The sequence below is a fragment of the Staphylococcus sp. FSL W8-1207 genome (assembly GCF_038003745.1).
GTDB lineage: Bacteria > Bacillota > Bacilli > Staphylococcales > Staphylococcaceae > Staphylococcus > Staphylococcus equorum.
Genome location: NZ_JBBOPU010000002.1, coordinates 248,611 through 273,238 on the forward strand (window position 1 = coordinate 248,611; position 24,628 = coordinate 273,238).

General features: G+C 35.2%; 24 protein-coding genes. 1 reads left to right on the forward strand and 23 read right to left on the reverse strand.

Translation table 11 applies throughout. The annotated features are described in order from the left end of the window. Window positions 1–44 precede the first annotated feature (44 nt). The 5 genes from folK to hslO form a co-directional block, all read right to left on the reverse strand. Window positions 45–527, reverse strand: coding sequence for a 2-amino-4-hydroxy-6-hydroxymethyldihydropteridine diphosphokinase (folK, locus tag NSR03_RS10875; RefSeq protein ID WP_002508759.1), 483 nt, complete (start codon window positions 525–527; stop codon window positions 45–47). Further along, the gene (folB, locus tag NSR03_RS10880; protein ID WP_021339905.1) at window positions 527–892 is read right to left on the reverse strand and encodes a dihydroneopterin aldolase; all 366 of its coding nucleotides are present in this window, start codon (window positions 890–892) and stop codon (window positions 527–529) included. The genes folK and folB overlap by 1 nt, the downstream gene beginning before the upstream one ends. After that, complete coding sequence (gene folP / locus NSR03_RS10885; RefSeq protein WP_002512522.1) at window positions 870–1,673, reverse strand: dihydropteroate synthase; 804 nt, start codon at window positions 1,671–1,673, stop codon at window positions 870–872. Before folP ends, folB begins: the two co-directional genes overlap by 23 nt. Before the next feature lie 218 nt (window positions 1,674–1,891). Then, window positions 1,892–2,824, reverse strand: coding sequence for a cysteine synthase A (gene cysK / locus NSR03_RS10890; RefSeq protein ID WP_002512523.1), 933 nt, complete (start codon window positions 2,822–2,824; stop codon window positions 1,892–1,894). A 155-nt stretch (window positions 2,825–2,979) separates the two neighbouring features. After that, a complete protein-coding gene (gene hslO, locus NSR03_RS10895) occupies window positions 2,980–3,861 on the reverse strand; it encodes an Hsp33 family molecular chaperone HslO (RefSeq protein ID WP_002512524.1) in 882 nt (293 codons plus the stop codon). A gap of 255 nt (window positions 3,862–4,116) precedes the next feature. Here hslO and NSR03_RS10900 point away from each other — a divergent pair, with 255 nt between their 5' ends. After that, window positions 4,117–5,076 (forward strand): IS30 family transposase, encoded by a 960-nt coding sequence (locus tag NSR03_RS10900; protein WP_040762886.1) that lies wholly within the window; start codon window positions 4,117–4,119, stop codon window positions 5,074–5,076. 71 nt (window positions 5,077–5,147) lie between these two features. Here the strand turns inward: NSR03_RS10900 and ftsH are convergent, their stop codons facing one another. The 18 genes from ftsH to veg form a co-directional block, all read right to left on the reverse strand. After that, entirely contained in the window at window positions 5,148–7,235 is a 2,088-nt protein-coding gene (gene ftsH / locus NSR03_RS10905) for an ATP-dependent zinc metalloprotease FtsH (protein WP_002508754.1), read from the reverse strand. A 296-nt stretch (window positions 7,236–7,531) separates the two neighbouring features. Continuing rightward, window positions 7,532–8,071 carry a hypoxanthine phosphoribosyltransferase gene (hpt, locus tag NSR03_RS10910; protein ID WP_002508753.1) on the reverse strand — a complete coding sequence of 180 codons (540 nt, stop codon included), beginning with the start codon at window positions 8,069–8,071 and terminating at the stop codon, window positions 7,532–7,534. Window positions 8,072–8,075: 4 nt separating this feature from the next. Next, a complete protein-coding gene (tilS, locus tag NSR03_RS10915) occupies window positions 8,076–9,365 on the reverse strand; it encodes a tRNA lysidine(34) synthetase TilS (RefSeq protein WP_002512527.1) in 1,290 nt (429 codons plus the stop codon). A 211-nt stretch (window positions 9,366–9,576) separates the two neighbouring features. Beyond that, window positions 9,577–9,975, reverse strand: coding sequence for a S1 domain-containing RNA-binding protein (locus NSR03_RS10920; RefSeq protein ID WP_002508751.1), 399 nt, complete (start codon window positions 9,973–9,975; stop codon window positions 9,577–9,579). Window positions 9,976–10,074: 99 nt separating this feature from the next. Next, a complete protein-coding gene (locus NSR03_RS10925; RefSeq protein WP_002508750.1) occupies window positions 10,075–10,473 on the reverse strand; it encodes a septum formation initiator family protein in 399 nt (132 codons plus the stop codon). An 18-nt stretch (window positions 10,474–10,491) separates the two neighbouring features. Then, on the reverse strand, window positions 10,492–10,755 hold the full coding sequence (locus tag NSR03_RS10930; protein ID WP_002508749.1) for an RNA-binding S4 domain-containing protein: 264 nt from the start codon (window positions 10,753–10,755) through the stop codon (window positions 10,492–10,494). Continuing rightward, window positions 10,752–11,945: a MazG nucleotide pyrophosphohydrolase domain-containing protein gene (locus NSR03_RS10935; RefSeq protein ID WP_002512528.1), complete on the reverse strand. Its 1,194-nt coding sequence runs from the start codon at window positions 11,943–11,945 to the stop codon at window positions 10,752–10,754. The genes NSR03_RS10930 and NSR03_RS10935 overlap by 4 nt, the downstream gene beginning before the upstream one ends. Further along, window positions 11,945–13,492 (reverse strand): polysaccharide biosynthesis protein, encoded by a 1,548-nt coding sequence (locus tag NSR03_RS10940; protein ID WP_002512529.1) that lies wholly within the window; start codon window positions 13,490–13,492, stop codon window positions 11,945–11,947. The genes NSR03_RS10935 and NSR03_RS10940 overlap by 1 nt, the downstream gene beginning before the upstream one ends. Then, window positions 13,482–16,994, reverse strand: a complete 3,513-nt coding sequence (mfd, locus tag NSR03_RS10945) for a transcription-repair coupling factor (protein ID WP_065367311.1) — start codon at window positions 16,992–16,994, stop codon at window positions 13,482–13,484. Before mfd ends, NSR03_RS10940 begins: the two co-directional genes overlap by 11 nt. Then, the gene (gene pth / locus NSR03_RS10950; RefSeq protein ID WP_002508745.1) at window positions 16,991–17,563 is read right to left on the reverse strand and encodes an aminoacyl-tRNA hydrolase; all 573 of its coding nucleotides are present in this window, start codon (window positions 17,561–17,563) and stop codon (window positions 16,991–16,993) included. The genes mfd and pth overlap by 4 nt, the downstream gene beginning before the upstream one ends. Before the next feature lie 207 nt (window positions 17,564–17,770). Further along, the gene (locus tag NSR03_RS10955; protein WP_002508744.1) at window positions 17,771–18,418 is read right to left on the reverse strand and encodes a 50S ribosomal protein L25/general stress protein Ctc; all 648 of its coding nucleotides are present in this window, start codon (window positions 18,416–18,418) and stop codon (window positions 17,771–17,773) included. A gap of 128 nt (window positions 18,419–18,546) precedes the next feature. Next, entirely contained in the window at window positions 18,547–19,512 is a 966-nt protein-coding gene (locus tag NSR03_RS10960; RefSeq protein ID WP_002508743.1) for a ribose-phosphate diphosphokinase, read from the reverse strand. A gap of 153 nt (window positions 19,513–19,665) precedes the next feature. Next, window positions 19,666–21,021: a bifunctional UDP-N-acetylglucosamine diphosphorylase/glucosamine-1-phosphate N-acetyltransferase GlmU gene (gene glmU / locus NSR03_RS10965; protein WP_021339906.1), complete on the reverse strand. Its 1,356-nt coding sequence runs from the start codon at window positions 21,019–21,021 to the stop codon at window positions 19,666–19,668. Window positions 21,022–21,502: 481 nt separating this feature from the next. Further along, entirely contained in the window at window positions 21,503–21,811 is a 309-nt protein-coding gene (spoVG, locus tag NSR03_RS10970; RefSeq protein ID WP_002508741.1) for a septation regulator SpoVG, read from the reverse strand. A gap of 65 nt (window positions 21,812–21,876) precedes the next feature. Further along, window positions 21,877–22,251 carry a RidA family protein gene (locus NSR03_RS10975; RefSeq protein ID WP_002508740.1) on the reverse strand — a complete coding sequence of 125 codons (375 nt, stop codon included), beginning with the start codon at window positions 22,249–22,251 and terminating at the stop codon, window positions 21,877–21,879. 18 nt (window positions 22,252–22,269) lie between these two features. Further along, the gene (gene purR / locus NSR03_RS10980) at window positions 22,270–23,094 is read right to left on the reverse strand and encodes a pur operon repressor (protein WP_002508739.1); all 825 of its coding nucleotides are present in this window, start codon (window positions 23,092–23,094) and stop codon (window positions 22,270–22,272) included. A gap of 18 nt (window positions 23,095–23,112) precedes the next feature. Continuing rightward, window positions 23,113–23,961, reverse strand: coding sequence for a 4-(cytidine 5'-diphospho)-2-C-methyl-D-erythritol kinase (ispE, locus tag NSR03_RS10985; RefSeq protein ID WP_002512532.1), 849 nt, complete (start codon window positions 23,959–23,961; stop codon window positions 23,113–23,115). A 345-nt stretch (window positions 23,962–24,306) separates the two neighbouring features. Continuing rightward, window positions 24,307–24,570, reverse strand: a complete 264-nt coding sequence (gene veg, locus NSR03_RS10990) for a biofilm formation stimulator Veg (protein ID WP_002508737.1) — start codon at window positions 24,568–24,570, stop codon at window positions 24,307–24,309. Between the last annotated feature and the right edge of the window lie 58 nt (window positions 24,571–24,628).

Genomic DNA, 24,628 nt, shown 5'->3' on the forward strand with positions numbered 1-24,628 from the left:
CTATTATATATCTATACGACTCCCGTTTTCCACATATTTTATAACTATAAACCTTTATACTCTTTGACTGAATCGTCTGCCGTTACTATACTTCCAATTTTTTTATTGGAATGAGGTTCTACACAATCTGATGCTATATCATTTAACGGTATAAGTACAAATGCACGCTCTAGCATACGTGGATGCGGAACGTTCAGATTTTCTTCATCAATAATATGATTACCAAACAATAAAATATCAACATCTAAAGTTCTAGGGCCCCAACGTATATCTCTTACTCGGTGTAACTGCTGTTCAGTATGGAGACACTCTTTTAATAAATCTTGTGGAGTTAAGGATGTATAAATTTCAATACATTGATTTAAAAATTGTGGTTGGTCGACATAACCTACTGGCTCTGTTTCATATATCGGGGATTTTTGCGTTACTTGAATGCCATCTGTATTATCTAATATACGGATTGCTTCATCAAGTTGTGACGCTCTTTCTCCAACATTACTTCCTAATCCTAAATAAGCATATTCCATTAGAGATTCTCCCTCACTATTTCAACGCCTACACCATCATAATGGCCAGGTATAGGTGGATTTTCTTTAGTGATTCTAACTTTCGTTTCCATTACACGATTATAGTGTGAATTTATACGTTTTGCAATACGTTCAGCTAGATGCTCTAATAAATTTACAGGCTTGCCTTCCATGATTGCTTTTACTTCTTCAAAAACTTCACCATAATGGACTGTATCTGTAACCTCATCAGATTGCCCAGCCATACTCAAATCAACTTTCATTGTGACATCGACAATAAATATTTGTCCAATTTCATTTTCAGCTGGCAGCGCACCATGATAACTATAGAATCTCATACCATTAAGAAATATTGTGTCGCTCATCGTCATTCTCCTTTAAATAGTCCATGCTTTGTCCTAATCGAACATTTAATGCGACATTATGAACTCTTACCGCTTTTACGCCTTTCATTATACCATACGCAGTAGTAGCTGCCGTACTTTCATCACGTTCGGTAGGCGTTGTTTCTGTACCTATCATTTCTTTTATGAACCTTTTTCTACTTGTTGCTAATAGCACTGGATAACCTGTAGCTACCAATTCATCTAAACGTGACATAACTTCTTTTTCTTCTTCACGTGTTTTGGCAAAGCCAATTCCTGGATCAATCCATACTTTATGTTGAGGTATACCTGCCATTTCCGCTTTATTTGCTTGTTTTAATAAATACAGCAACATCTCATCCACTACCGGTTCTGTTCTTTGACCATCTCCATTGTGCATGAGTACGATCTCACCATTGTATTTCGCTACTACATTGAAAATACGTTCATCATAGTGTCCTGCCCATTGATCATTAATCATCGTGGCACCTAATTTCATTGCAGCTTCTGCCACTTCACTTCGATAGGTATCTATAGATAGTTGTACATCTAATTCAGCCAACGCACTTACAACAGGGACAACGCGCTCCAACTCTTCCTCAACGCTTATCTCTTCAAAACCTGGACGGGTAGATATCCCACCAACATCTATAATATCTACACCTTCATCCATCATTTCTTTTGCTCTCTTAATCGCTTTTTCAACTGTATTATATTTACCACCATCAGAAAAAGAGTCAGGAGTTACATTTAATATGCCCATAATTTTTGTATGCGTCATAATTATTCTTCTTCCTTTCACTTTATAAATGATTTCTCTTATGTATTATATTTACTATTCTATAATAACGTTAATTTTCAATTTTTTCAGTAATCAAAACTTGAAATCACATATGCTAGTGTATTGTTTTTACTTTGCTTACTTATGTTTCTTTATGTATACACAAAAAAAACCGACTCACATGAATATGTGGCCGGTAATTGTTAAATATATATCATTTAGTCATCAAATGAATATAACGGTGTAGAAAGATAACGCTCACCATTACTTGGTAATACAGTAACAACTGTTTTACCTTTACCTAATGATTTTGCTTTTTCAATCGCTGCAACAATCGCAGCACCTGAAGAAATACCACCTAAGATGCCTTCTTCTTTAGCAACTCTACGTGACATATCCATAGCAACTTCATTACCTACTTTGATAATTTCATCGTATATGTTTGTATCTAAAGTATCTGGTACAAATCCTGCACCTAAACCTTGTAATTTATGTGGACCTGGTTCGCCGCCACTTAAGATAGCTGAGTCTTCTGGTTCAATCGCTACAAGATTAATGTCTGGGTATTTTTCTTTTAATACTTTACCCGCGCCACTAAGTGTTCCACCAGTACCTACACCAGCTAAGAATGAATCAATCGTTTTGCCTTCAAATTGTTCAACTAATTCTGGTCCAGTTGTTAATTCGTGTACACGAGGGTTTGCTGGGTTTTCGAATTGTTGCGGCTCATAATAACCGAATTCTTCTTTTAATTCTTTAGCTTTTTTGATCGCACCTTTCATTGCTTCTGATCCAGGTGTTAATACTAATTCTGCGCCGTATGCTTTTAACAAGTTACGACGTTCTTGACTCATTGTTTCAGGCATCGTAAATACTGCTTTATAACCTTTAGCTGCACAAACAAAAGCTAAGCCAATTCCTGTGTTACCACTTGTCGGTTCAACAATTGTATCACCTGGTTTAATTTTACCTGCTTGTTCAGCTTCTTCAATCATTGCTAATGCAATACGGTCTTTCACAGAGCCACCTGGATTTTGATATTCAAGTTTCACATATACGTCTGCAGCATCTTCCCCCACAACGTTGTTTAACTTAACAACAGGTGTATTGCCAATTGCTTTTACGATATTATCTACTGGTTTATTTGTCATTTAGTATTGCTCCTTTTCATTAAAAAGTTTAAAACCTACTTTTTCTCTCGGATATACTTTATATTTTATCAGATTTTTCAGCAAATACAACTATGAAGATTTAATATACCAACTTTTTTATTCAATAGCCTAGTTCAATACCTAGTGTAAACCTTTTAGTTACTTTTTTCTATTAATCCATGTAACTCATCTTCTGAAAAATTATATTTATTTCTACAGAAATGGCATTCAACTTCTGCACCATGGTCTTTATCAATCATATCTTGAATTTCAGCTTCGCCTAAACCTTTAATAGCAGTTAAGAATTTTTCATGCCCACAATTACAATCGAATTGTGTAGGAAGATTTTCTAATAGTTGTACGTTTTCTTCCCCTAGTATTTCGAAAAGAATTTCTTCAGGCGTTAAACCTTGGTCAATCAGTTTCGAAACTGGTGTCATTTGATTGATTGCAGCTTCGAGTTTATCAACTGTTTCATCGTCTGCACCTGGCATAACTTGTATTATAAAGCCACCTGCAGCTTTAATTGAATTGTCAGGGTTTACTAATACGCCTAAACCTACTGATGATGGTACTTGTTCACTTTTAGCAAAGTAATAAGTGAAGTCATCTCCTAATTCACCAGAAACGAGTTCACTAGAACCAGAAAAGAAATCTTTCATTCCAATATCTTTTACAACTGTCAATGCACCTTCTGAACCAACTGCACGGCTAACATCTAATTTACCAGCATCATTTAAAGGGAAATGTGTCTGAGGATTCGTAACATAGCCTCTTATATTCCCTTTAGCATCAGCGTCAGCAATTATTTTACCAATTGGGCCTTTTCCATCAACTGTAACTGTTAATTTTTGATCGCCTTTGAGCATTGCACCCATCATCACTGTTGCTGTCATCGTACGTCCAAGTGCTGCTGAAGCAGTTGGCCACGTATAATGTCTTGTTTGTGCTTCTTGAACACTTTCAGTTGTTAACGCACTATAAGCGCGAATTTGTCCTCCAAAAGCTAATGCTTTAACTATATAATCGTTCGTCATTTTGTTTATTTCTCCTTTAATATCATCTAGTTTTGAAAATGTTTTTCTATCTTTACTCTAAGATTGTTTTTACACTTTTTATCAATGCAATTTATTGTAATCGTTCGAGGTAAAAATTGCGAAACATCTGTTTATAAATTATTCTGTTATATTTTGCTACGCCGATTGTAAAATTAAGCTAGACACATAAGAAAAGCCACTCGTGATACACTCAAAATGAATTTCCAACCAAAGAAATCATAGGAGTGATCACGAATGACCTACACCCATCTTAGCACGGATGAATTGATAATAATAGAAGCCTATTTCCATCAAAATAGCTCTGTCACAAAGATTTCAAGACAGATGGGCCGGGCCCGTCAAACAGTGCACAATGTGGTGACTTTTCTGAAAGACGGGCACACGGCACTGGATTATTACAAGCGCTATAAGCAGAACAAGAAACGCTGTGGTAGAAAACAGACTGTACTACCCGCCGATCAACATCTCTATGTTGAAGAAAAAGTCGCTCAGGGCTGGACCCCCGATGTGATTACTGGTCGCGAGGAACACCCAATTAATTGTTCGGGACGGACACTGTACCGGCTATTCAAACGTCAGCAGTTTGATATTTCTACACTGCCGATGAAAGGCAAGCGAAAACCAAACGGTCATAAGGAACGCCGGGGCAGACAGACATTCAAACGGAACATTTCTGAAAGAGAGACGGATTATCCGGCATTCAACGAAGAATTTGGTCATCTTGAAGGCGACACGATTGTCGGTGTCCACCATAAAAGTGCCATCATTACATTGGTTGAACGCCTGTCAAAAGCCATCATCACGCTAAAACCCGAAGGCAGAACAGCGAAGGATATCGAAACCACGCTCAACACATGGTGTCATCAGGTGCCCAGAAACCTGTTCAAATCCATTACATTCGATTGTGGCAAAGAATTCTCGAATTGGCGGTCAATCAGTAATCAGAATGATCTTTCCATCTATTTCGCTGATCCGGGCACCCCTTCCCAGCGCGGGTTGAATGAACATTCCAATGGGTTATTGCGGACAGATGGATTGCCTAAGGGGATGGATTTCAATCAGGTGGACCAGCGGTTTGTTTCCTCCGTCTCTACCAGAAGGAACCATATCCCCAGAAAGTCATTGAATTATCAAACCCCGTTGGAAGTATTTATGAGTTACATGGATGTAGGTAAACTGTCTAGCTTATTTTGACAAACGAAGCTATTAAAAAAGCTTCCTTCTACTATCAATATGATAGCAGAAAGAAGCTTTAAGTTCAGTTATTAATTTCTATTGCTTGGATCATTCGGATCGTTCGGATTGCTAGGTTTATCGATATTAGGTGCTTGTTCATGACCTGTTTCTTCAGTGTCATTGTTGTCTTGTTGTTCATTTTCTTTATCGTTATCCTGTGTTTCATCATCTGAATCTAGTTGTTCTCTACGAACGTCCTCGTAAGATTTACCGTATTTTCCTTCTTCAAAGTCATCATCTTTATGTTCCACAACTTTGGCACTATCATAATCTACTTCTGGTAAGACACCATCGTTAAATAATGATTGGATTTGTTCGGCAACTAATGTTTCTTCAGTTAATAATGATTCAGCTATTAAATCTAACTGTGATTTATGCTCTAACAAGATAGCCTTACAACGCTCGTATTGTTCTTTAATAATACGTTGCACTTCTTTATCAATTTCGTATGCAATTTGTCCTGAAAACTCAGTGTCGCCTTGCATTTCTTTTCCTAAGAAGACTTGGCCACCGTTGCTATTTGTGAATTGAACCGTTCCGATTTTTTCACTCATACCATATTCAGTAACCATTTGACGTGCAATTTGTGTCGCACGTTCAAAGTCATTAGATGCACCTGTAGATACTTCATTAAAGGTAATATCCTCAGATACACGTCCACCAAGTAGACCACAGATTTTATCTAATAATTCTTTTTCTGTCATTAAGAAGCGATCTTGTTTAGGTAACATCATTGCATAACCGCCGGCTTGTCCACGAGGTACGATTGTAACTTTGTGAACAACTTCAGCTTCATCAAGTACCATACCAATAATTGTATGACCAGCTTCATGGTGCGCTACAATATTACGTTCTTTTTCTGAGATTACGCGAGATTTCTTAGCTGGACCAGCGATAACACGGTCTGTCGCTTCTTCAATATCACGCATATCGATTTTTTTCTTACCTTCACGTACAGCAACTAATGATGCTTCGTTTAATAAGTTTTCTAAATCTGCACCAGAGAAACCAGGTGTTCTTTCTGAAACTGCTTTTAAGTCAACTGTTTCATCAAATGGTTTGTCTTTCGCATGAACATGAAGAATTGCTTCACGGCCTTTCACATCCGGACGACCTACTTGAATTTGTCTGTCGAAACGACCTGGACGTAATAACGCTGGGTCTAAAATGTCTGGACGGTTTGTAGCAGCTATCATAATGATACCTTCATTATCACCAAATCCATCCATTTCAACTAGTAATTGGTTCAATGTTTGCTCACGCTCATCATGGCCACCACCTACACCGGCACCACGTTGACGACCAACTGCATCGATTTCATCAATAAAGATGATACAAGGCGCGTTTTTCTTAGCATTTTCGAACAAGTCACGTACACGACTTGCACCAACACCCACAAACATCTCAACGAAGTCTGAACCACTGATTGAGAAGAACGGCGTGCCGGCTTCACCAGCAACTGCACGAGCTAATAATGTTTTACCTGTACCAGGAGGGCCAACTAAAAGAACACCTTTAGGAATTCTAGAACCCATTTGTTTGAATTGTTTATTGTCTTTTAAGAAATCGACTATTTCAATTAATTCTTGTTTCTCTTCATCTGCACCAGCTACATCAGTGAAGCGTACACGTTTTTGTTGATTATCGTACGTTTTCGCTTTGGATTTACCAAAGTTCATCATACGATTACCACCGCCACCGCCGCCACCTTGGGCTTGGCTAAGGAAGAATATAAATAAAAGTGCGATAATTAATACAGGAATTAATGTTGTTAATATACTTACAAATACACTTTGCTTTTCTTCTTCTTTAACTGTAAATTTCAATCCATCTTGACTTTGTGCTTTATCAGTTATTTTTTCTAGCTCTTTATCGTTGTTATATAAAATAGTTGAAGAATACTCTTCATCTTTATCTGTTTTACCACTTACCATATATACGTTTTGTTCAGGTTGTATTTCCAGTGATTTTAACTCACCTTTATCTAACTGCTTAACAAATTGATTATATGTAAGCTGCTTTGGCATATTCCCATTTCCGTTAAGCCACGAAAACAAGCCAAAAATAATAACGCCAATGATTGCGATAACTAGCACGTTACGAAAGGCTTTCTGCATGCGTCGTTTCCTCCTACTTCAATTATAAAACTAACAAAAATTGTAACACAACACTCGAGTTTTCGGCTACTATTTCAACTTTTGCGTTATGTTTACAATTCTTATTGTTTTACCCTTTAGTTTTATTTTTCTATTATGCTTAAAGTTAAATGAATATTATATATTGTCACGTACCCTCAAGTTTATGTATTAAATTTCAAATGATTTAAGTGTAACCCTACTTTTCACATTCACCAACTTAATTCGACTGTAACTTACAGTATATAACAACTTTTTCCGCGAATAAATTGTACTGCTTATTTTGAATAGATTTCTGGTTTCAATGTACCAATATAAGGTAAATTTCTATAATGTTCAGCGTAATCTAAACCATAGCCTACTACAAATTCGTCAGGTATCTTTTTACCTACGTATTTTGCTTCAATGTTTGCTTTACGACGGTTTGGTTTATCAAGTAGCGTAACAATTTCAAGTGAATTAACACGACGTGATTCAAGTAATTCAGTAATTGATTTTAATGTAGTACCAGTTTCTAGAATGTCTTCAATAATTAAAACATCTTTATTTTCAATAGATCCACTTAAGTCTTTCAAGATTTTTACTTCTCCTGTTGACTCGGTGCCTCCGTGATAACTAGAAACATCCATAAAGTCGATAGCTAAATGCGTATCAATGTATTTAATTAAATCTGCCATGAACATAACAGACCCTTTTAATATCCCAATACAAACAAGTGGCTTCCCTTTGTATTCCTCTGTTATTTTCTTACCTAGCTCTTCACAAATTTGATGTATATCTTCCTCTGACAATAAAATGTCTTTTAAATCATCTCGCATGTTTTCATTCCTCTCCCATATTTCGTATAAAAATTGATTGATTGTATCTATTTTTTAAATATAATGTGCCAACAGCAATAATCTCATTATATGCATTAACTATAACTGGCATTTGGTTACGTTCAGTTTGCATAACCTTTTCATCAATAAGCAGTCTACTTATCTTTTTATGCCCTTTCATACCATTCAGTTCAAATTTGTCGCCGTCTTTTCTTGTACGGATAACTATAGGATACTCGAATGTAGGAAATTCGTTAGTAATATCAATGCTATAGCGACCATAGTTGTATACACCTGGTTGATCAATCTTAGTCGGAGCTAGTTTTTCTTTACAATTTGCCATTATTATAAATTTATCATAAGCGATGTGAATTATCCATTCATGTGTCGCATATAATGTGCATTGTGTTACATTTTCAGTAAGTTGCTGAAACCATTCATCGTAAGTTTTCTCAGTAATCGACTTATCTAATGGTAATTCAGCAAAAAGTTTATCCAAGACTGCCATTTTGACACTATGTCGTAAATTTAAAAATTGTTTTCTCGAAAAAGTAACTTCATTGTCATCATTACAAAAATCAACGAATGCCGAGATAAATGTTGTAGCTTCGTTTCGCACAACTTCTAATTGTTCATCATGCCAGTCTTTTAATTTTAGCAATTGTTCTGTAGATAAGTGTTTATTACTTTCAATGTCAGGTAATATACGATTACGAATATCATTTCTGACGTAATGATTTTCTGTATTTGATTCATCTTCATAATATGGAACGTTATGTTTTGTTTGATAATTACGTATTTCTGATTTCGTGGCTTCTAAAAAGGGTTTACATAAATTATAGTGACCTCTTGAAGAAAGATATGTCATACCCAAGCTACTTCTCGTAGAGCGTCCAGTCATGAGTCGATAAAATATCGTTTCAATTTGGTCATCTTGATGGTGTGCCGTAAGTAATACATCTGCCTTTAACTCGGTCATCATATCATCAAACCAATGATAACGTTCAGCTCTCGCTGCACTTTCAATACTATTACCTTTTTCAATCACAGCAGACAAGTCTAGATGTTGTACATGCAATGGAATCTGATGCTTGTCACAATACCCTTTAATAAATTGTTCTTCTGCTGCTGCAGCAGGACGAATATTGTGATTTACATGTAGACAAGTCAACTTAGTATATGAATCAGCTAAATGCGTAATCAATTGATGCAATAGCACCATGCTATCCACACCTGTAGAAACTGCCAATACAATGTGATTACTTTTATTCCAGCCTTCAGTATTTACTCTCAACTTATCTACCTCCTTGACCATAATGTTACCTTAACGATGCAAATGCTCGTAATATTATGACTTATATACAACAAAAAAAAGAGACTGTTTCCTAAAGTAAGAAAACAGTCTTAGATTGTTACGATCAAACTTAATTTTGGAAAAATTATTGTACTTTGTTTTCAAGTCGTTAAATTAATTCCTATTTCAACAGTCTTATGATATATATTTATTAACGTTTCGCGCCTTTTCCACCACGTCTAGATTCTGTTTGACGTTTAATGGATGTTAATTTATCTTCACTATCTTTCAAGAAATCTGTTAATTTCTTTTCAAAGTCCTCACCTTTTGGTTGAGGTTTTTTATAATTGGGTTTACTTTGAGGTCTACGTGGACGATCTTTTGCTTTTTTAATTGATAAACTAATTTTACCATCATCAGCAATTGAAAGCACTTTAACTTCAACTACATCTCCAACAGATAAATGATCTTCTACGTTTTCCACGTAATTATCTGCAACTTCACTTATGTGAACTAAGCCACTCTTTCCTTCAGGAAGTTCGACGAAAGCGCCAAACTTTTTAATACCAGTGACTTTACCTTTAAGCTTGTTTCCTACTTCGATTGACATATTGTAAATAAATCCTCCCGATTTGTTTCGATTTTAACCCTATTATATGCCTGTTTGCATAAATTAACAATGGTATTGTTACTTAAATGATAAATTTCACTATTTATCCTCTTTTGATGATTTAGATTTCTCTTCAGATTTCTCACCAGGCAACTTGAAAATCACTTCTCCATCATTACTCAAATAATAATCATCTCGCGCAACTTTCTCTATATAACTTTTATCATTAAGATTGTTTAATTGTTCTTTTAATGCGAGTTCTTCATCTTGTTGCTTTTGATATTGTTGTTCTTTTTCTTGACGCTCAGCTGCGTCGTCTATATTACTTTGTTTTTGAGTGACAAGCATTACAGTTAAAATAATAATGAGGATAAGTAATATGCCACCAAATAAAGTAATACGTTTTCGTACGACTCTTCTTCTCATTTTTTGCTGTTGTTTCTTTTTATTTTCAGCAGAAGTGAACGTATTCCCTATGTTCTCAACTTTTTTACTCATTGCTTGTCACCTCCTTTTCTAGTCTCCACTAACCTTTTCTTCTTTGACTAATTCATACATACCTTTCGCATTTTCCTTAGTCGCATGTTCACTTAAACCAGTAACTTCAATTGTAATCACTTTTTGTCCAAATCGGATTACAAGTTCATCTGTTACTTTTACGTCAGTGCCTGCTTTTGCTACTGAACCATTCACAGTAATACGTCCTTGATCACTAATTTCTTTAGCTAAAGTACGACGTTTTACTAACCGTGATACTTTGAGATATTTATCTAATCTCATGATTTGTTTCCTCCTTGCTCTAAAATTTTTCTTAAAGCATCTGCGTCTAATGACATATTTTTTGTTTTATCATACAACTTCAAGAAATGCTCTGCAAATACTTTTTCAAATTTAACACGTTTCGTTTTACCTTCTTTTGCTTTTGCTTCTGACCATATCTGTTTTAAATCTTCTTCGTTTTCCGCTTCGGCGTCACCAAAAATGTGGGGATGTCTACGTATCATTTTTTCTGAAAGACTTTGAACCACTTCATTTATATCAAGGAATCCATCTTTTTTGCCAATACTTGTATGCAATAGTACTTGTAAAAGTATGTCCCCCAACTCTTCAATAATATGCCAATCGTCTTCGTTATCTATTGCTTCAAACAATTCAAATGTTTCTTCTAATAGATAACGTTTTAATGTGTGATGTGTTTGAACTTTATCCCAAGGACAGCCTGTTTCGTCATCAACAAGCTGGTCTATTATGCTCGCAGCAAAATAAAAATCACTATAATATGATTCTTCTTTTTCTACTTTCGGAATGAATACACTTGTCAAATTACTGAAAATAGATGCATGATGGTCTAATTCATAAAGCGGTGTTTCTATTACATTTGCAGCATTATTTTGTGCGCCATCGACGATAAACACTGTTTGCTCATCATGGTAACGTTCCATCAATGTCACTTTTAAATCGCCTGCAGTCATAGGACTATAGACTTGAGTAATGAGCGTATGGGTACGAATATTTAACTGCTCTTTTGTTATAGCTGTCGCATCGAGTAATGTGAACCCGTCGTTAGGATCTATCTTCACCGCTTCAAATATATCATCGATAAAGCTTTTGCCTCCCAAAACTTCAACCTGAAGATCATTATGTTCTTGCGCATGAGCTTCTAATTTCACAGTTGTCGTTTCAGCTACACGTGGATGTCCAGGCACTGTATAAATGACATCATCACTATGGGCCGCTTCAATGAGTTGCGACACGATACGTTCATAGACGCCCTCGAATGATGCTTGTGCCTCGTATTCACTATCAAAACTTTTGAATTGTATATTTTCTGCAGTTAATTCTTTAATTACAGGATGATCCAATGTACGCGTGTAAACCATTGTTTGTTTTTTAAGAAATTTGTAGATACCTAAAGGTAAATCATCAATACCGTAGTTACCTAAGCCAACAATTGTTATTTTACCTGACATTAATGTTTCCCTCTTTTCATATGATAAAGTTTATCGCCCAATGGTAAATGTTTTAATTCTCTATAACTCAATAAATGCATACGTACAATAGCGAAAATAATTACTAATACGCCAATAATTGCTGCGACGACTAATTCAATCAAACCTGTGATTCTACTTTGTGTAGGTACGAGCCACATTCCTAGTTGAACAGCCACTGATAGCATCACCATCGTAGCACCCAATTTAATCACGAATTTTTTCATCATCTGGAATTTATAGTGTTTTAGTACGTGATAATGTAGAACGAGCGTAAATATAATGAGTGAAATAACCGTACTGATACTGCCACCTAGCATTAATAATTGTGGTATTAACATCACATTGAGAATTACTTTACTGACCACACCAGTGATAAATGCAAATAGCACAGGACGCACTTGGTTTTTCACTTGTAATAAAGCAATGTCCATCATTATGAGCGAGACGCATATAACTGTAAGCATATAGAGAGATAATGTACCAGTCAGACTATCGTTTTTAAAAAACACACTATTCATGACTGGCAGTAAATTAATTAATCCAATACCAGCTGCCACACTAAACATCACTGTAATCTTGATAGAGGCATTCGCATATCTATTAATCAGAATGTTGTTGCGTGCTTTAATCGCATCGGTAAGCATCGGTATAAGCACAAAACAAAATGTCGTTGTCACAATTAAACCCATTTGTATAAATGAAGCACCACGATCAAAGATACCTTTTTGTGTGGTTGCTTCTTGAAAATTTAAGCCTGCATTCTGAAGTGCATGTATAACCGTAAAGCTATCTATCACTTGCCAAACGATGACAATAAGCTGGCTTACAGCAAAGATGATAATAGCCATTGATAACTTTTTCCACTCTACTATTGTCTTGTCATTTGGTTTCTTCGCTTGCTTGAGCTTAAAAGGCTTGCCTTGCATTAGGAATATACTAGATGCTAAAAAACCTACTGCTGAACCGATAATAGCTACTGTACCAGCAGTGTAAACAGACCATTGTTGTGTCATAAATAATACAATAGCAATGATGATGATTACAACACGTATCACTTGCTCTATGACTTGTGATATCGCTGGAACAGTCATATGTTGATGCGCTTGGTAGTAGCCTCTATACACTCCTAATATACCAACAAACAAGAAACTAAAACTTGCTGCTCTTAACATTGGTGTGAGGTTAGTGTCACCCATTAGGAGTGCCACCCACTTAGCACCTATAAAAACAACCAAGAAAAATGCAGTACTAATGAGTTGTAACCTAAGCAATACTTTAGTGTAATGTCTTGATTCCCCATGTGTGCCAAACGTTTGAGTGACAGCACTAGGAATTGCATTCATTGTTAAAATAACACCTAAAGCAACAATCGGATATATTTGTTGATAAGCATATAATCCTTCGTCTCCAAGTATATTTTGATACGGGACACGATAAATTGCGCTTAGTATTTTAACAATAACAAGTGCAATTGTAAGAACAACTACGCCGTTGAAGGCCGTATTCTTATCGTCCTTAGATTTCATCTGATATAACCATACTTTCTTCTAGACATTTCGCTAAGAATTTCAAACTATCTAACCAGTTACTTACTTTATTTAAAGTCACTTTCATTTTACCATCTTGAACGCCAACTTTCATTGCACGGCCTAATGGTTGCGTTTGTTTAAATAACGTTTCTCCATTAATATCTGTCGTTCCCTTTTCAGACAGATAAACTTCTACCTTTTTGCCTACATCTTTAATAAGTGCCACTCCAGCGTTTAAAGCATGAACTTTTATCTCCATCATATCCAACAGTCTTTCCACTTCTATTGGGTAATCATTGAAACGATCAATTAATTCATCTTTAACATCCATGAGTTGTGCTTCAGTTTCAATCTTACGTAATTTTTTATAGATTTCTATTTTAGACTGTTCATTTGGAATATATTCAGCAGGTAAATAAGCATCAATATTGAGTTCAATTTCAATTTCAGGTGCATCTTGTTTCTCATCTTTAACACCACGTTTTTCATTCACTGCTTCTTCTAACATTTGTGAATAAAGGTCGAATCCAACAGAATCAATAAATCCGTGTTGTTGTTTACCCAAGAGATTACCTGCGCCTCGAATATTTAAATCACGCATAGCAATTTTAAAGCCTGAGCCTAACTCAGTAAATTCCTTAATTGCTTGCAAACGGTCTTCAGCTGTTTCTGACAATACTTTATTCGTAGGGTGTAAGAAATAAGCATAGCCAATACGGCTTGAACGTCCAACACGACCTCTCAATTGGTATAACTGGCTGAGTCCGAAACGATCCGCATCTTCGATAATAAGTGTGTTGGCGTTTGGAACATCAACTCCCGTTTCAATGATTGTAGTCGTTACGAGAATGTCGTATTCATGATTAATAAAACTTAGCATTGTTTCTTCTAAGTCTCCTTCTTTCATCTGTCCATGTGCAATACCAATATTCGCTTCTGGCATTAACATTTGTAATTGCTCTCGTTTTTCATAAATAGATTGCACTTTATTATATAAATAAAAGACTTGTCCTTCTCTAGATAATTCTCTTTCTAGTGCTTCTTTAATAAAATTCGTATTCTGTTCTAATACGTAAGTTTGTACTGGAAAACGATTTTCTGGTGGTGTTTCAATCACTGATAAATCACGAACGCCCAACATACTCATGTGTAATGTACGTGGGATAGGCGTTGCCGTCAGTGTTAAAACGTCCACATTTGTTTTCAATGATTTGATTCTTTCTTTATGACGCACACCAAATCGTTGTTCTTCATCCACAATTAATAAGCCTAAATCTTTATAATGAATATCTTTACTTAATAGTTTATGAGTACCTACGACGATATCAACGAAGCCTGATTTTAATTTTTCTTTTGTTTCTTTAACTTCTTTTGTACTTCTAAAGCGACTAATGAGTTGAACTTCGATTGGAAAGTCCTGCATACGCTCAATTAATGTTTCATAATGTTGTTGAGCTAAAATTGTCGTTGGAACTAAGAAGGCAACCTGCTTTCCTTCCATAACAGCTTTAAACGCTGCACGTACTGCAACTTCTGTCTTACCATAACCTACATCACCACATAGCAATCGATCCATTGGACGTTCAATTTCCATATCCTGTTTAATTTCTTCGATTGATTTACCTTGGTCAGGCGTAAGTTCGTAAGGGAAATCTATTTCAAATTCGTTTTGTTCTGCCGTATCTGGGCCATATTTATAACCTACAGACATTTCACGTTCTTTATATAGTTCAATTAATTCATCAGCCATATCTTCAACGCTTTGTTGTACTTTAGCTTTTGTTTTTTTCCATTCTGTACCACCAAGTTTATTTAACCTAGGTGTCTTATCCTCTGATGCTACATATTTTTGAACTTGATCCATCTGATCAACTGGTACAAATAATTGGTCTGTCCCTTTATATTGAAGTTTAATATAATCTTTATGTACGCCACCGACTTCAAGTGTTTCAACACCTAAATATCTACCGACACCGTGGTGCACATGTACGACATAATCTCCTACTTTTAAATCTTGGTATGATTTAATTTTTTCAGCGTTTGTTAGTGTTTTTTGTTGTTTTGGTTTTTTCTTTTGTTTAGATTTGAATAGTTCGCGTTCCGTCACGACAACAAGTTGCATATAAGGTAGCTCAAATCCTTCTGACAAACTACCCTCTGTAATGATCGCATTGCCCCCATCGTTTCGTTGACTTGGCGTATCGATAAATGTTGGGATATGCATTTCATTAAGCATAGATTGAATACGTTCTTTTCTCACTTCAGTTTCAGCAAGAACAACGACAGTATAATCATTTTGGATGAAGCGCTGAAATTCTGAACGCATAATATCGTATTGACCATAAAATTGCTGTACTGGCTTACATGAAAACTTGATAATTTCATTGAGTTGAACAGGCATTGTCGCCGTGAATAATGTGAAATACGTCACTGGATAATGTTTCAATAACGCTTCAAACCCATCATATTGTAAGAAGTTTTGATCAATAAATCCTTTACCACTTTCTATCAGGTTTTGCATAAATTCATCAACTTCAGTAATAAGTGTTTGCTCAGTTTCTTTAATTCTATTATGTTCATCAACTGCAACAATAGCGTCATCTTTAAAATAATCCATAATAGTCGCTGGTTGTTCATACATAAACGACACAAGTCGACGCAATACTTGATGATCAAACATCGTTGATTCAAAAAGTTCGAAACTTTCGTAAGTTTCTTTTAAATCATTACGTGCTGATTTTTCAATTTTGGGGCGTGTATTTTCATAAGCCTCTTTTAATTTTAATTTTGTATGTTTAAGCACATCGTCGGTGATAATATAATCACTTGCTGTCGTAATATTGACTTCTTCGATGTTCTCTTTTGATCTTTGTGTCTCCACATCAAAATCACGAATCGAATCCACTTCAGTATCGAATAGTTCAATTCTTACTGGCTTCCCAATTAACGGGTAAATATCAACAATGCCCCCGCGTAATGAAAATTCACCTATATGTGACACTACACTTTCCCTACGGTAGCCCATATTTACTAATTTATTTAAAAATTCATCAATTTCAATATCGTCACCAACAGATAGTGTTAACTGATGAGATTTCCACATTTCAACTGGAGTGAGCCATTTTTTCAAACCGTTTAATGGTACGATAAATAACCCTCTCTTTTCTTGAGCAAGTGCCGTTAGTGTACGTACACGCTCGCTCATAAATTGAGGGCTTTGTGTTGAGAATTCTTCTGTCATGATATCTTGCATTGGATATTTGTAGACTTCGTCTGCATCTACAAATTGCAGCAAATCACTTTCCAATTTATCTGCTTGATATAAATTATTTGTAACAACTAATAATTGTTTAGTACTGTGCAAATATTTTTCGGCTATAATTGTTGATTTAGCTGCTCCAGATAAGCCAGTTACTAGTACATTTTCTTTACCAAATACGTCGTTTAATTCTTGGTATCTTTTGTCTTCATTTATATATTGTGTAATTATTGATTTCACTTGACTTCACCATTGTATTCATTCATCACACGATCAAAGCGAGAACTTTCTATATAAGCCTCAACTGCACGTGCAGAATGTTCTATTACTTTATTCATTATTTGCATTTCCTGTTTTGAAAATTTTTGTAACACATAATCGACAATTGACATACCATTTGACGGTCTATCTACACCGATTCTAATACGTTTGAATTGGTCTGTACCTAGTACTTGAATCATTGATTTGATACCATTATGGCCACCAGCGCTGCCTTTTTGTCTTAGACGAATCTCCCCTTGTGGTAAATCTAAATCATCATATAAAACGACTAAATCATCTATATCTATGTCATAATATTTCATTAACGGGCCTACCGCTTCGCCTGACAAATTCATCATTGTTAGTGGTTCAATAAACATGACTTTTTCTCCACCGATGCGTTCAATCGTATAGGCACCTTTAAATTTTTGTTTATCTAATGAGAATTGATTTTGATCTAACATGTAGTCTATAACTTCAAAACCAATATTATGTTTTGTTTGTTCAAAACGTTTACCTATATTGCCTAGGCCTACAATACATTTCATTATGTTACCTCCAATTGTTGTTGTCACTTAACTATATATATCATTTTCATGTATTTGAATTAATAAACAATTAAAAATTATTTTTTCATATCATTCACTATAATAACATAAAAAAGCACCTGCTTAACGTATTAAGCACGGTGCTTTTTATAAGATATTACAATGTTGGTATCATCAACTTATGTTGACAATGAAGCGTGAAGTATATTATTTTTCTTCTTCGTCTTCTTTATCTTCGCCTACAACTTCTGGCTCTTCAGTTTGTGCTTCGCCTTCCATTGCTTCGATTTCTTCTTCAGTTGGTTCTTCAGTCGGAGCTACTACTGTAACTACTGAATCAGTAGCTTCGTTTTCAATAGTAAAGTCGCCTGACACTTTAATATCTTCAACTGAAATAGTATCACCGATTGCCAATTCACTGATTTCAACTTCGATTGCTTCAGGAATATTGTCTGGAGTAGCTGTAACTTCAAGGTCGAATAATGGTTGTTCAACCACGCCACCTTCTTTAGCACCTGCTGCTTCACCAATTAAGTGAACAGGTACTTCAACAGTACGTTCTTCAGTCATATTGATTGCTAAGAAGTCAATGTGAGTGATTTGGTTTTTAAGTGGGTCGAATTGGTAGTCTGAAACCATTACTTTAATTGTTTTAGAACCTACGCCTAATTCGATAACACCGTTACGTCCAACTTCACGGATAACTTTAATAAATTCTACTTCGTCTACTTTAACAGAAGTATTTTTTGTACCATAACCGTAAACGATTGCAGGTACTTTACCAGTATTTCTTAGTGTTTTAAGGTCTGAACGTGTTTGTTTACCTTGACGAATAATTGACTTTAATGCAGTCATATTCATTTTCCACCTTTCGTTTTGCTCTAATATGAGCCCCTCACTTGCCCATCAACATAATGTTGCTTGCAAGCGTTTATTTTGCTCGTGAATTCACGAACGAAACCATTATACATTTATCTAATATTTTAGTCAAATAGCACACTAACAGATTCGCGTTCATAAACACGGATAATTGCTTGTGCTAATAAACCAGCTACAGATAACTCTTTCGTATTGCTTGGTTTACGTGTTTCATCTAATTGAATTGAATTTGTTACGATTAGTTCTTTGATTGCTGAATTTTCGATACGCTCTTTAGCTGGACCTGATAATACAGGATGTGTACAACAAGCATATACATCTTTAGCACCTTTATCTTTTAGTGCTTGTGCTGCCAATGTGATTGTTCCTGCTGTATCAATGATATCATCAATAATAATAGCCGTACGTCCTTCTATTTCACCAACAATGTTCATCACTTCTGCAACATTGGGTTTTGGACGACGTTTATCAATAATAGCAATTGGTGATTTAAGTATATCTGCAAGTTTACGCGCCCTTGTTACGCCACCGTGGTCTGGAGAGACTACAACACACTCTTCAAGATCAATACCTGACTCATTCTTGAAGTATTCTGCTAAGATTGGCACACCCATTAAGTGGTCAATTGGCATATCGAAGAAACCTTGGATTTGAGGTGCGTGTAAATCTAACGCTATCATACGATCTGCGCCTGCAGTTTCAATTAAGTTTGCTACAAGTTTAGCTGTGATTGGTTCACGACTACGTGCTTTTCTGTCTTGACGCGCATAACCATAATATGGAACAACTATATTAATATTAGCTGCTGATGCACGTCTACAAGCATCAACCATAATTAATAATTCCATTAAGTGTAAATTTACAGGATTCGACGTTGGTTGAATAATAAATACATCACAACCACGAATACTTTCCTCTATATTGATTTGAATTTCTCCATCGCTGAAACGTTTTACGGAACATTTTCCTAGTTCAATTCCAACATGATCTGCTACTTCTTGGGCTAAAGGTTCGTTACCTTTTAAAGAAAATATTTTCAAAGCAGAATTCTTATACTCATTGTTTAACATTTATAGTCCTCCAATTAATTCATTCAATTAGTTTTCATTTAAAGACAAGCGCAAACTTACATTGTTTATCAATATAAAGCATTTTGTGGCTAACAACTTACTCAATTACATTAAGTTTAACAGTTCAAGCATGCATGTCTAAACATATACCTTTTATTTTTTTAAATAACCTTCTTTGGTTGTTTGTCTAGCTCTCGCTAATGCTAAACTGTCTTCTGGTACACTATCAGTAATTGTAGAGCCAGCAGCAATTAGAGAACGCTCGCCTAACGTAATAGGTGCTACCAAATTCGTATTGCACCCTATAAACGAATCATTACCAATAATCGTCTTGAATTTGTTAATACCATCATAGTTTACTGTGATTGAACCACAGCCAAGATTCACACGTTCACCTATTTCTGCGTCACCAATATAACTCAAGTGAGGTAATTTAGCTCCTGCTTTTACGACTGATTTCTTAACTTCAACAAAGTTGCCGACTTTCACTTTTTTGCCTAAGTCTGTACCTGGACGAAGTTGCGCAAATGGTCCAATTATCGCATAATCATCAACCATTGCTTCATTGATCACTGAATGTTTAATTGTAACATTATCACCTATTTTACTATTCGTGATTTCTGTATATTGTCCTACAACTGTATCTTCTCCAATTTCACTATGTCCTGAAAGTTTAACTCCAGGTTCTATAATTGTGTCTTCTCCAATAGTTACATCTGCACCGATATAAGTATTGGATGGATCTACAATTGTCACACCATTTTTCATATGAAATTGGTTGATACGTTTTCTATATGCTTTTTCTGCTTCGCTTAACATCACTCGATCATTTACACCCATAATTTCTTCAAAATCATTCGTATGGTAAATGCCGACTGTGCCTTTATCTTCTAAAATTAATGAAAGTACATCAGGCAAGTAGTATTCGCCTTGCACATTATTGTTGTTCACTAACTCTAACTTTTCAAATAGCATTTGATTATCAAATGCGAAAATACCTGAACTAATTTCATTAATTTGTTGTTCTGCATCTGTTGCATCTTTTTGTTCGACTATTTTAACTAATTGATTGTCTGCATCACGTATAATTCTGCCATAACCATATGGGTTCGTTGCTGTAGCTGTTAATACGGTAGCTAGTGATTGGTTATTTTCGTGATGTTCAATTAAAGATTTAAGTGTTTCTGTCGTAATTAATGGTGTGTCTCCACAAACTACTAACGTTGTACCTTGTTTATCATTTAAATGTTCACTAGCCATTTTAACGGCATGAGCAGTACCTAATTGTTCTTCTTGAAAACTATAAAGAGATGCATCGCCTAACTTTTCTTTCACGCTTTCTGCGCCATGACCTACGATTGTTACAAGCTGTTCTACGCCAGATTGTTTAACGTTATCCACGACATGTTCAATCATTGATTTGCCAGCGACATCATGTAGTACTTTGTATTTCTTTGATTTCATACGTGTACCCTTACCAGCTGCGAGTACTATTGCATGTCTTTGCATGTATGTTAACCCTCCATTAAAATATACACTTCTTTATTATTATAATTTAACGCTAGTCACACTTTCAAGGCTCAAAGTGCCAATGTTTTTTATTAAAGCGTTTTTTATTACGATTGTTAAAAATAAAGTGCATAGTATTTGTCATCTATTTAGGTTTTGTAAACCGCTTCATTTCCTGAAGTAGTTTTTCTTATTATCGATAATTTTCAACATATTATTATGAACGAAACATACGCTATCACTTCTTTATGTAATTGTTTCATTCATAATAATATAGTTAAGTAAAACGATGTAAGTTTGAGTTATTTATTATAAATTTCAAAATTATAATTTTTGTCACCTTTACATTTTATAAATAATTTTAATATTTTATATTTTAGTCACGCTTACATAAATAAAGAAGATTGAATTCCCCAATTTTAGAAATTCAATCTTCTTTAAAACGATATTAAATTCACTATAATAATCTCAAATAATTAAATTAAGCTTCCTCATTAGTATCTTCTGATGATTGAGCATTTTTATCAGGGATGACCTCATCAGTTTCTTCATATACTTTCATCACAGCATCCTGTATTTCTTGTCTCATCTCTGAATTGATCGGATGCGCGATATCTCGGAATTCACCATCTGGTGTACGTTTACTTGGCATTGCGACGAATAGACCTGTGTTGCCTTCAATAACGCGTAAATCATGTACCACAAATGATTCATCTAAAGTGATTGAAACAAGCGCTTTCATTCTACCGTCTGTTTGTATTTTTCTAAGTCTTACATCTGTCACTTTCATGTAGTGAGCCCCCCATAGTATCTCTTTGTTAGAAGCTTAACAATTTTATTAAAAATTATAAATCCTTACTTCACTTGTGCAATTACTTCTATTTCTACTTTAACATCTTTAGGTAGTCTCGCTACCTCAACACAACTTCTAGCCGGTTGATGATGATTAAAATATTTGCCATAAACTTCATTTATATTTTGAAATTCATTCATATCAGCAATAAAAATAGTAGCTTTTATAACCGAATCTATATCCGATCCAGCTTGGTCTAGTACAACTTTTAAATTTTCTAAGACTTGTGTCGTCTGTTCTTTTACATCATCGCTAACAATCTCTCCATTTAAATTTAATGGGATTTGTCCAGATGTGAATACTAGACCATTTATTTCTGTTGCATGTGAGTATGGCCCTAACGCTTCCGGTGCTTTGGTTGTATTAATCGTTTTCATGATGTCGTAATCGCTCCTTTAAGAAAATTTAGTTAAACTGTTGCCTTTCTCCACTTTAAATTCCTGATTGTATTCATCTACATCAGATAATCTAACTAAGGAAGTATAATCTTCAATTAATCTTTGTTTAACTTCTTTTGATTCTACTAGTACCGATACCCCTTTCACATGTGCTTTAAACTCGTTCATTAAATTCATCACACCATTGATGGATCCGCCTGCGCGCATAAAATCATCTACTACAAGGACATTAGAATTCTCTGGTAATGTTCTCTTAGATAACACCATTGTTTCAATTTTTCGGGAAGATCCTGACACATAATTGATAGATACCGTAGAACCTTCAGTCACTTTGTTATCTTTTCGAATGACAACTACCGGTAAATTCAATACGTTCGCTACTGAATTAGCAAGAGAGATACCTTTCGTAGCAATCGTAACGATTGCATCTAATTCTTCGTCCATATAAAGTGTAGCAATCAGTTTTCCGACACGGTTAAGTAACGTCGGATCCCCCATTAAATCAGATAAGAATAAATACCCTCCTGGTAGCAAACGATTCTTCTCTTGGAGTTGTGCGATAACGTCATCGATGACTTCACTCGCTTCTTCTTTACTCATTTCTGGTTTATACGTCACACCGCCACTTGCCCCAGCTGTGGTAATCACTGTCCCTAATTTTTCTTTTTGGAATGTGGTTTTAATAATTTGAACATCTTCACTTATAGATGATTTCGCTTGTTTAAATTTTTGTACGAAATAAGTTAATGGTATCAATTTATTAGGGTTATTCATCAAGTATTGTGTCATATAAACAATTCGTTCGCTTCTTTTATAGCGCATTTAACTCATCCCTTCTCACTAGCCTAATAATCTTACTATATACACTTCATTACAACAGCCATTGACTGCATTGTAAACATGTCTTGCCTGGCGTTCTTTTTGTGTTAGTCCATAAACAGATGGGCCGCTTCCACTCATAACAGCACCATCCGCACCATTCTCTAACATATTTTCTTTTATTTTTAAAATCTCACTATGCATTTTACCCGAAACAGGTTCCAATCGGTTTGAAAGACTTTTGCAAAGTAATTCATAATCTCCTGAAATTAAAGCTGATTTACAAGCTGTTGTATCCACATGATGTGACTGATTTAAGTCTAATTTTTTGAAGATACTCGGAGAAGATATACCTAAATTTGGTTTTGCCACCACAACCCATGCTGATGGAGGTTTATTCAGAAACGTAATATGTTCACCTTTACCTCTGCATAATGCTGTTTTACCAAAAATACAAAAAGGGATATCTGTACCTATCTTAATACCAAGCTCACACAACTCGTTTAACGGTCTATTTAGCTCATACAGGCGATTCATCCCTCTCATCGTAGCTGCAGCGTCAGTAGAGCCTCCTGCAAGCCCTGCTGACACCGGTATGTTCTTATCTATAGTGATTGTAATACCTTGCTTTAGATTATAAGTTCTTTTCATCAATTCTGCAGCTTTATACGCTAAGTTTTTATTATCGGAGGGAACATAAGTTTGCTCTACATCAACAACAATTTTTTTGTCATTGCGTAGTTCAAATGACAAGCGATCATTTAAATCAATCGTCGTCATAATCATTTCAACTTCATGAAAACCATCATCTCGTTTAAAGAGTGTATCCAGCGTTAAATTAATCTTAGCCGGAGCCGTTTCATAGATCATATTCCCACCCTCTTCCAATTCGATATGGTAATAAAATGATTTTAACATATTGTTATAGTTGCATTGGCTGTTTTCAAAAACTTATTTTCGATATTTTGATAAATATTTTTATAAATATACATTTAACTATATTGGACAATAAATCATTTCTTAATTTACTATTCTACAATATAGTACGTCTCTATTAAAATTATATCCATTCCCTGCATCCTAAATTGTGACACAGAAAAAGGTATGTTGGCGAAGTTACACCAACATACCTTTTTCATTTAATGATCTTAATATTAAAGTTTAAATTAAAAAGTATGGCTCCTAAGAGACAAACTTTATTTAAATCACTTTTATTTAGTGTGCAATTGCTTCTTGCTGATTATCATCTTCAAAAGAAACTTGTACGTTTTCAGTTAAAACGTCAGCGTATGTATAAGATACACGCTCAAAGTTGTAAATTTCTTGATCTAGCTCAACAATGAAAACAGAAGGGTACGTTTCTTTTAACACACCACTACGCTCAATTGTTTTCTTACGACCACCATTCGCTTTAAGTACGATTCGGTTTCCTAATTGACAATCAAGTGAATTTTTGATGTCTCCAATAGATTTTGGCATATTGCTCCACCTCGCTACAAGTTGTATAATAACACAAATAGCGCGCTTTTGTCAAACA

Bases quoted from the DNA above. Each gene is read 5' to 3' on its own strand.
- folK (WP_002508759.1), bottom strand. From the start codon at position 527: ATGGAATATGCTTATTTAGGATTAGGAAGTAATGTTGGAGAAAGAGCG.
- folB (WP_021339905.1), bottom strand. From the start codon at position 892: ATGAGCGACACAATATTTCTTAATGGTATGAGATTCTATAGTTATCAT.
- folP (WP_002512522.1), bottom strand. From the start codon at position 1,673: ATGACGCATACAAAAATTATGGGCATATTAAATGTAACTCCTGACTCT.
- cysK (WP_002512523.1), bottom strand. From the start codon at position 2,824: ATGACAAATAAACCAGTAGATAATATCGTAAAAGCAATTGGCAATACA.
- hslO (WP_002512524.1), bottom strand. From the start codon at position 3,861: ATGACGAACGATTATATAGTTAAAGCATTAGCTTTTGGAGGACAAATT.
- NSR03_RS10900 (WP_040762886.1), top strand. From the start codon at position 4,117: ATGACCTACACCCATCTTAGCACGGATGAATTGATAATAATAGAAGCC.
- ftsH (WP_002508754.1), bottom strand. From the start codon at position 7,235: ATGCAGAAAGCCTTTCGTAACGTGCTAGTTATCGCAATCATTGGCGTT.
- hpt (WP_002508753.1), bottom strand. From the start codon at position 8,071: ATGCGAGATGATTTAAAAGACATTTTATTGTCAGAGGAAGATATACAT.
- NSR03_RS10920 (WP_002508751.1), bottom strand. From the start codon at position 9,975: ATGTCAATCGAAGTAGGAAACAAGCTTAAAGGTAAAGTCACTGGTATT.
- NSR03_RS10925 (WP_002508750.1), bottom strand. From the start codon at position 10,473: ATGAGTAAAAAAGTTGAGAACATAGGGAATACGTTCACTTCTGCTGAA.
- NSR03_RS10930 (WP_002508749.1), bottom strand. From the start codon at position 10,755: ATGAGATTAGATAAATATCTCAAAGTATCACGGTTAGTAAAACGTCGT.
- NSR03_RS10935 (WP_002512528.1), bottom strand. From the start codon at position 11,945: ATGTCAGGTAAAATAACAATTGTTGGCTTAGGTAACTACGGTATTGAT.
- NSR03_RS10940 (WP_002512529.1), bottom strand. From the start codon at position 13,492: ATGAAATCTAAGGACGATAAGAATACGGCCTTCAACGGCGTAGTTGTT.
- pth (WP_002508745.1), bottom strand. From the start codon at position 17,563: ATGAAATGTATTGTAGGCCTAGGCAATATAGGTAAACGTTTTGAACAA.
- NSR03_RS10955 (WP_002508744.1), bottom strand. From the start codon at position 18,418: ATGACTGCATTAAAGTCAATTATTCGTCAAGGTAAACAAACACGTTCA.
- NSR03_RS10960 (WP_002508743.1), bottom strand. From the start codon at position 19,512: ATGTTAAACAATGAGTATAAGAATTCTGCTTTGAAAATATTTTCTTTA.
- glmU (WP_021339906.1), bottom strand. From the start codon at position 21,021: ATGCAAAGACATGCAATAGTACTCGCAGCTGGTAAGGGTACACGTATG.
- spoVG (WP_002508741.1), bottom strand. From the start codon at position 21,811: ATGAAAGTGACAGATGTAAGACTTAGAAAAATACAAACAGACGGTAGA.
- NSR03_RS10975 (WP_002508740.1), bottom strand. From the start codon at position 22,251: ATGAAAACGATTAATACAACCAAAGCACCGGAAGCGTTAGGGCCATAC.
- purR (WP_002508739.1), bottom strand. From the start codon at position 23,094: ATGCGCTATAAAAGAAGCGAACGAATTGTTTATATGACACAATACTTG.
- ispE (WP_002512532.1), bottom strand. From the start codon at position 23,961: ATGATCTATGAAACGGCTCCGGCTAAGATTAATTTAACGCTGGATACA.
- veg (WP_002508737.1), bottom strand. From the start codon at position 24,570: ATGCCAAAATCTATTGGAGACATCAAAAATTCACTTGATTGTCAATTA.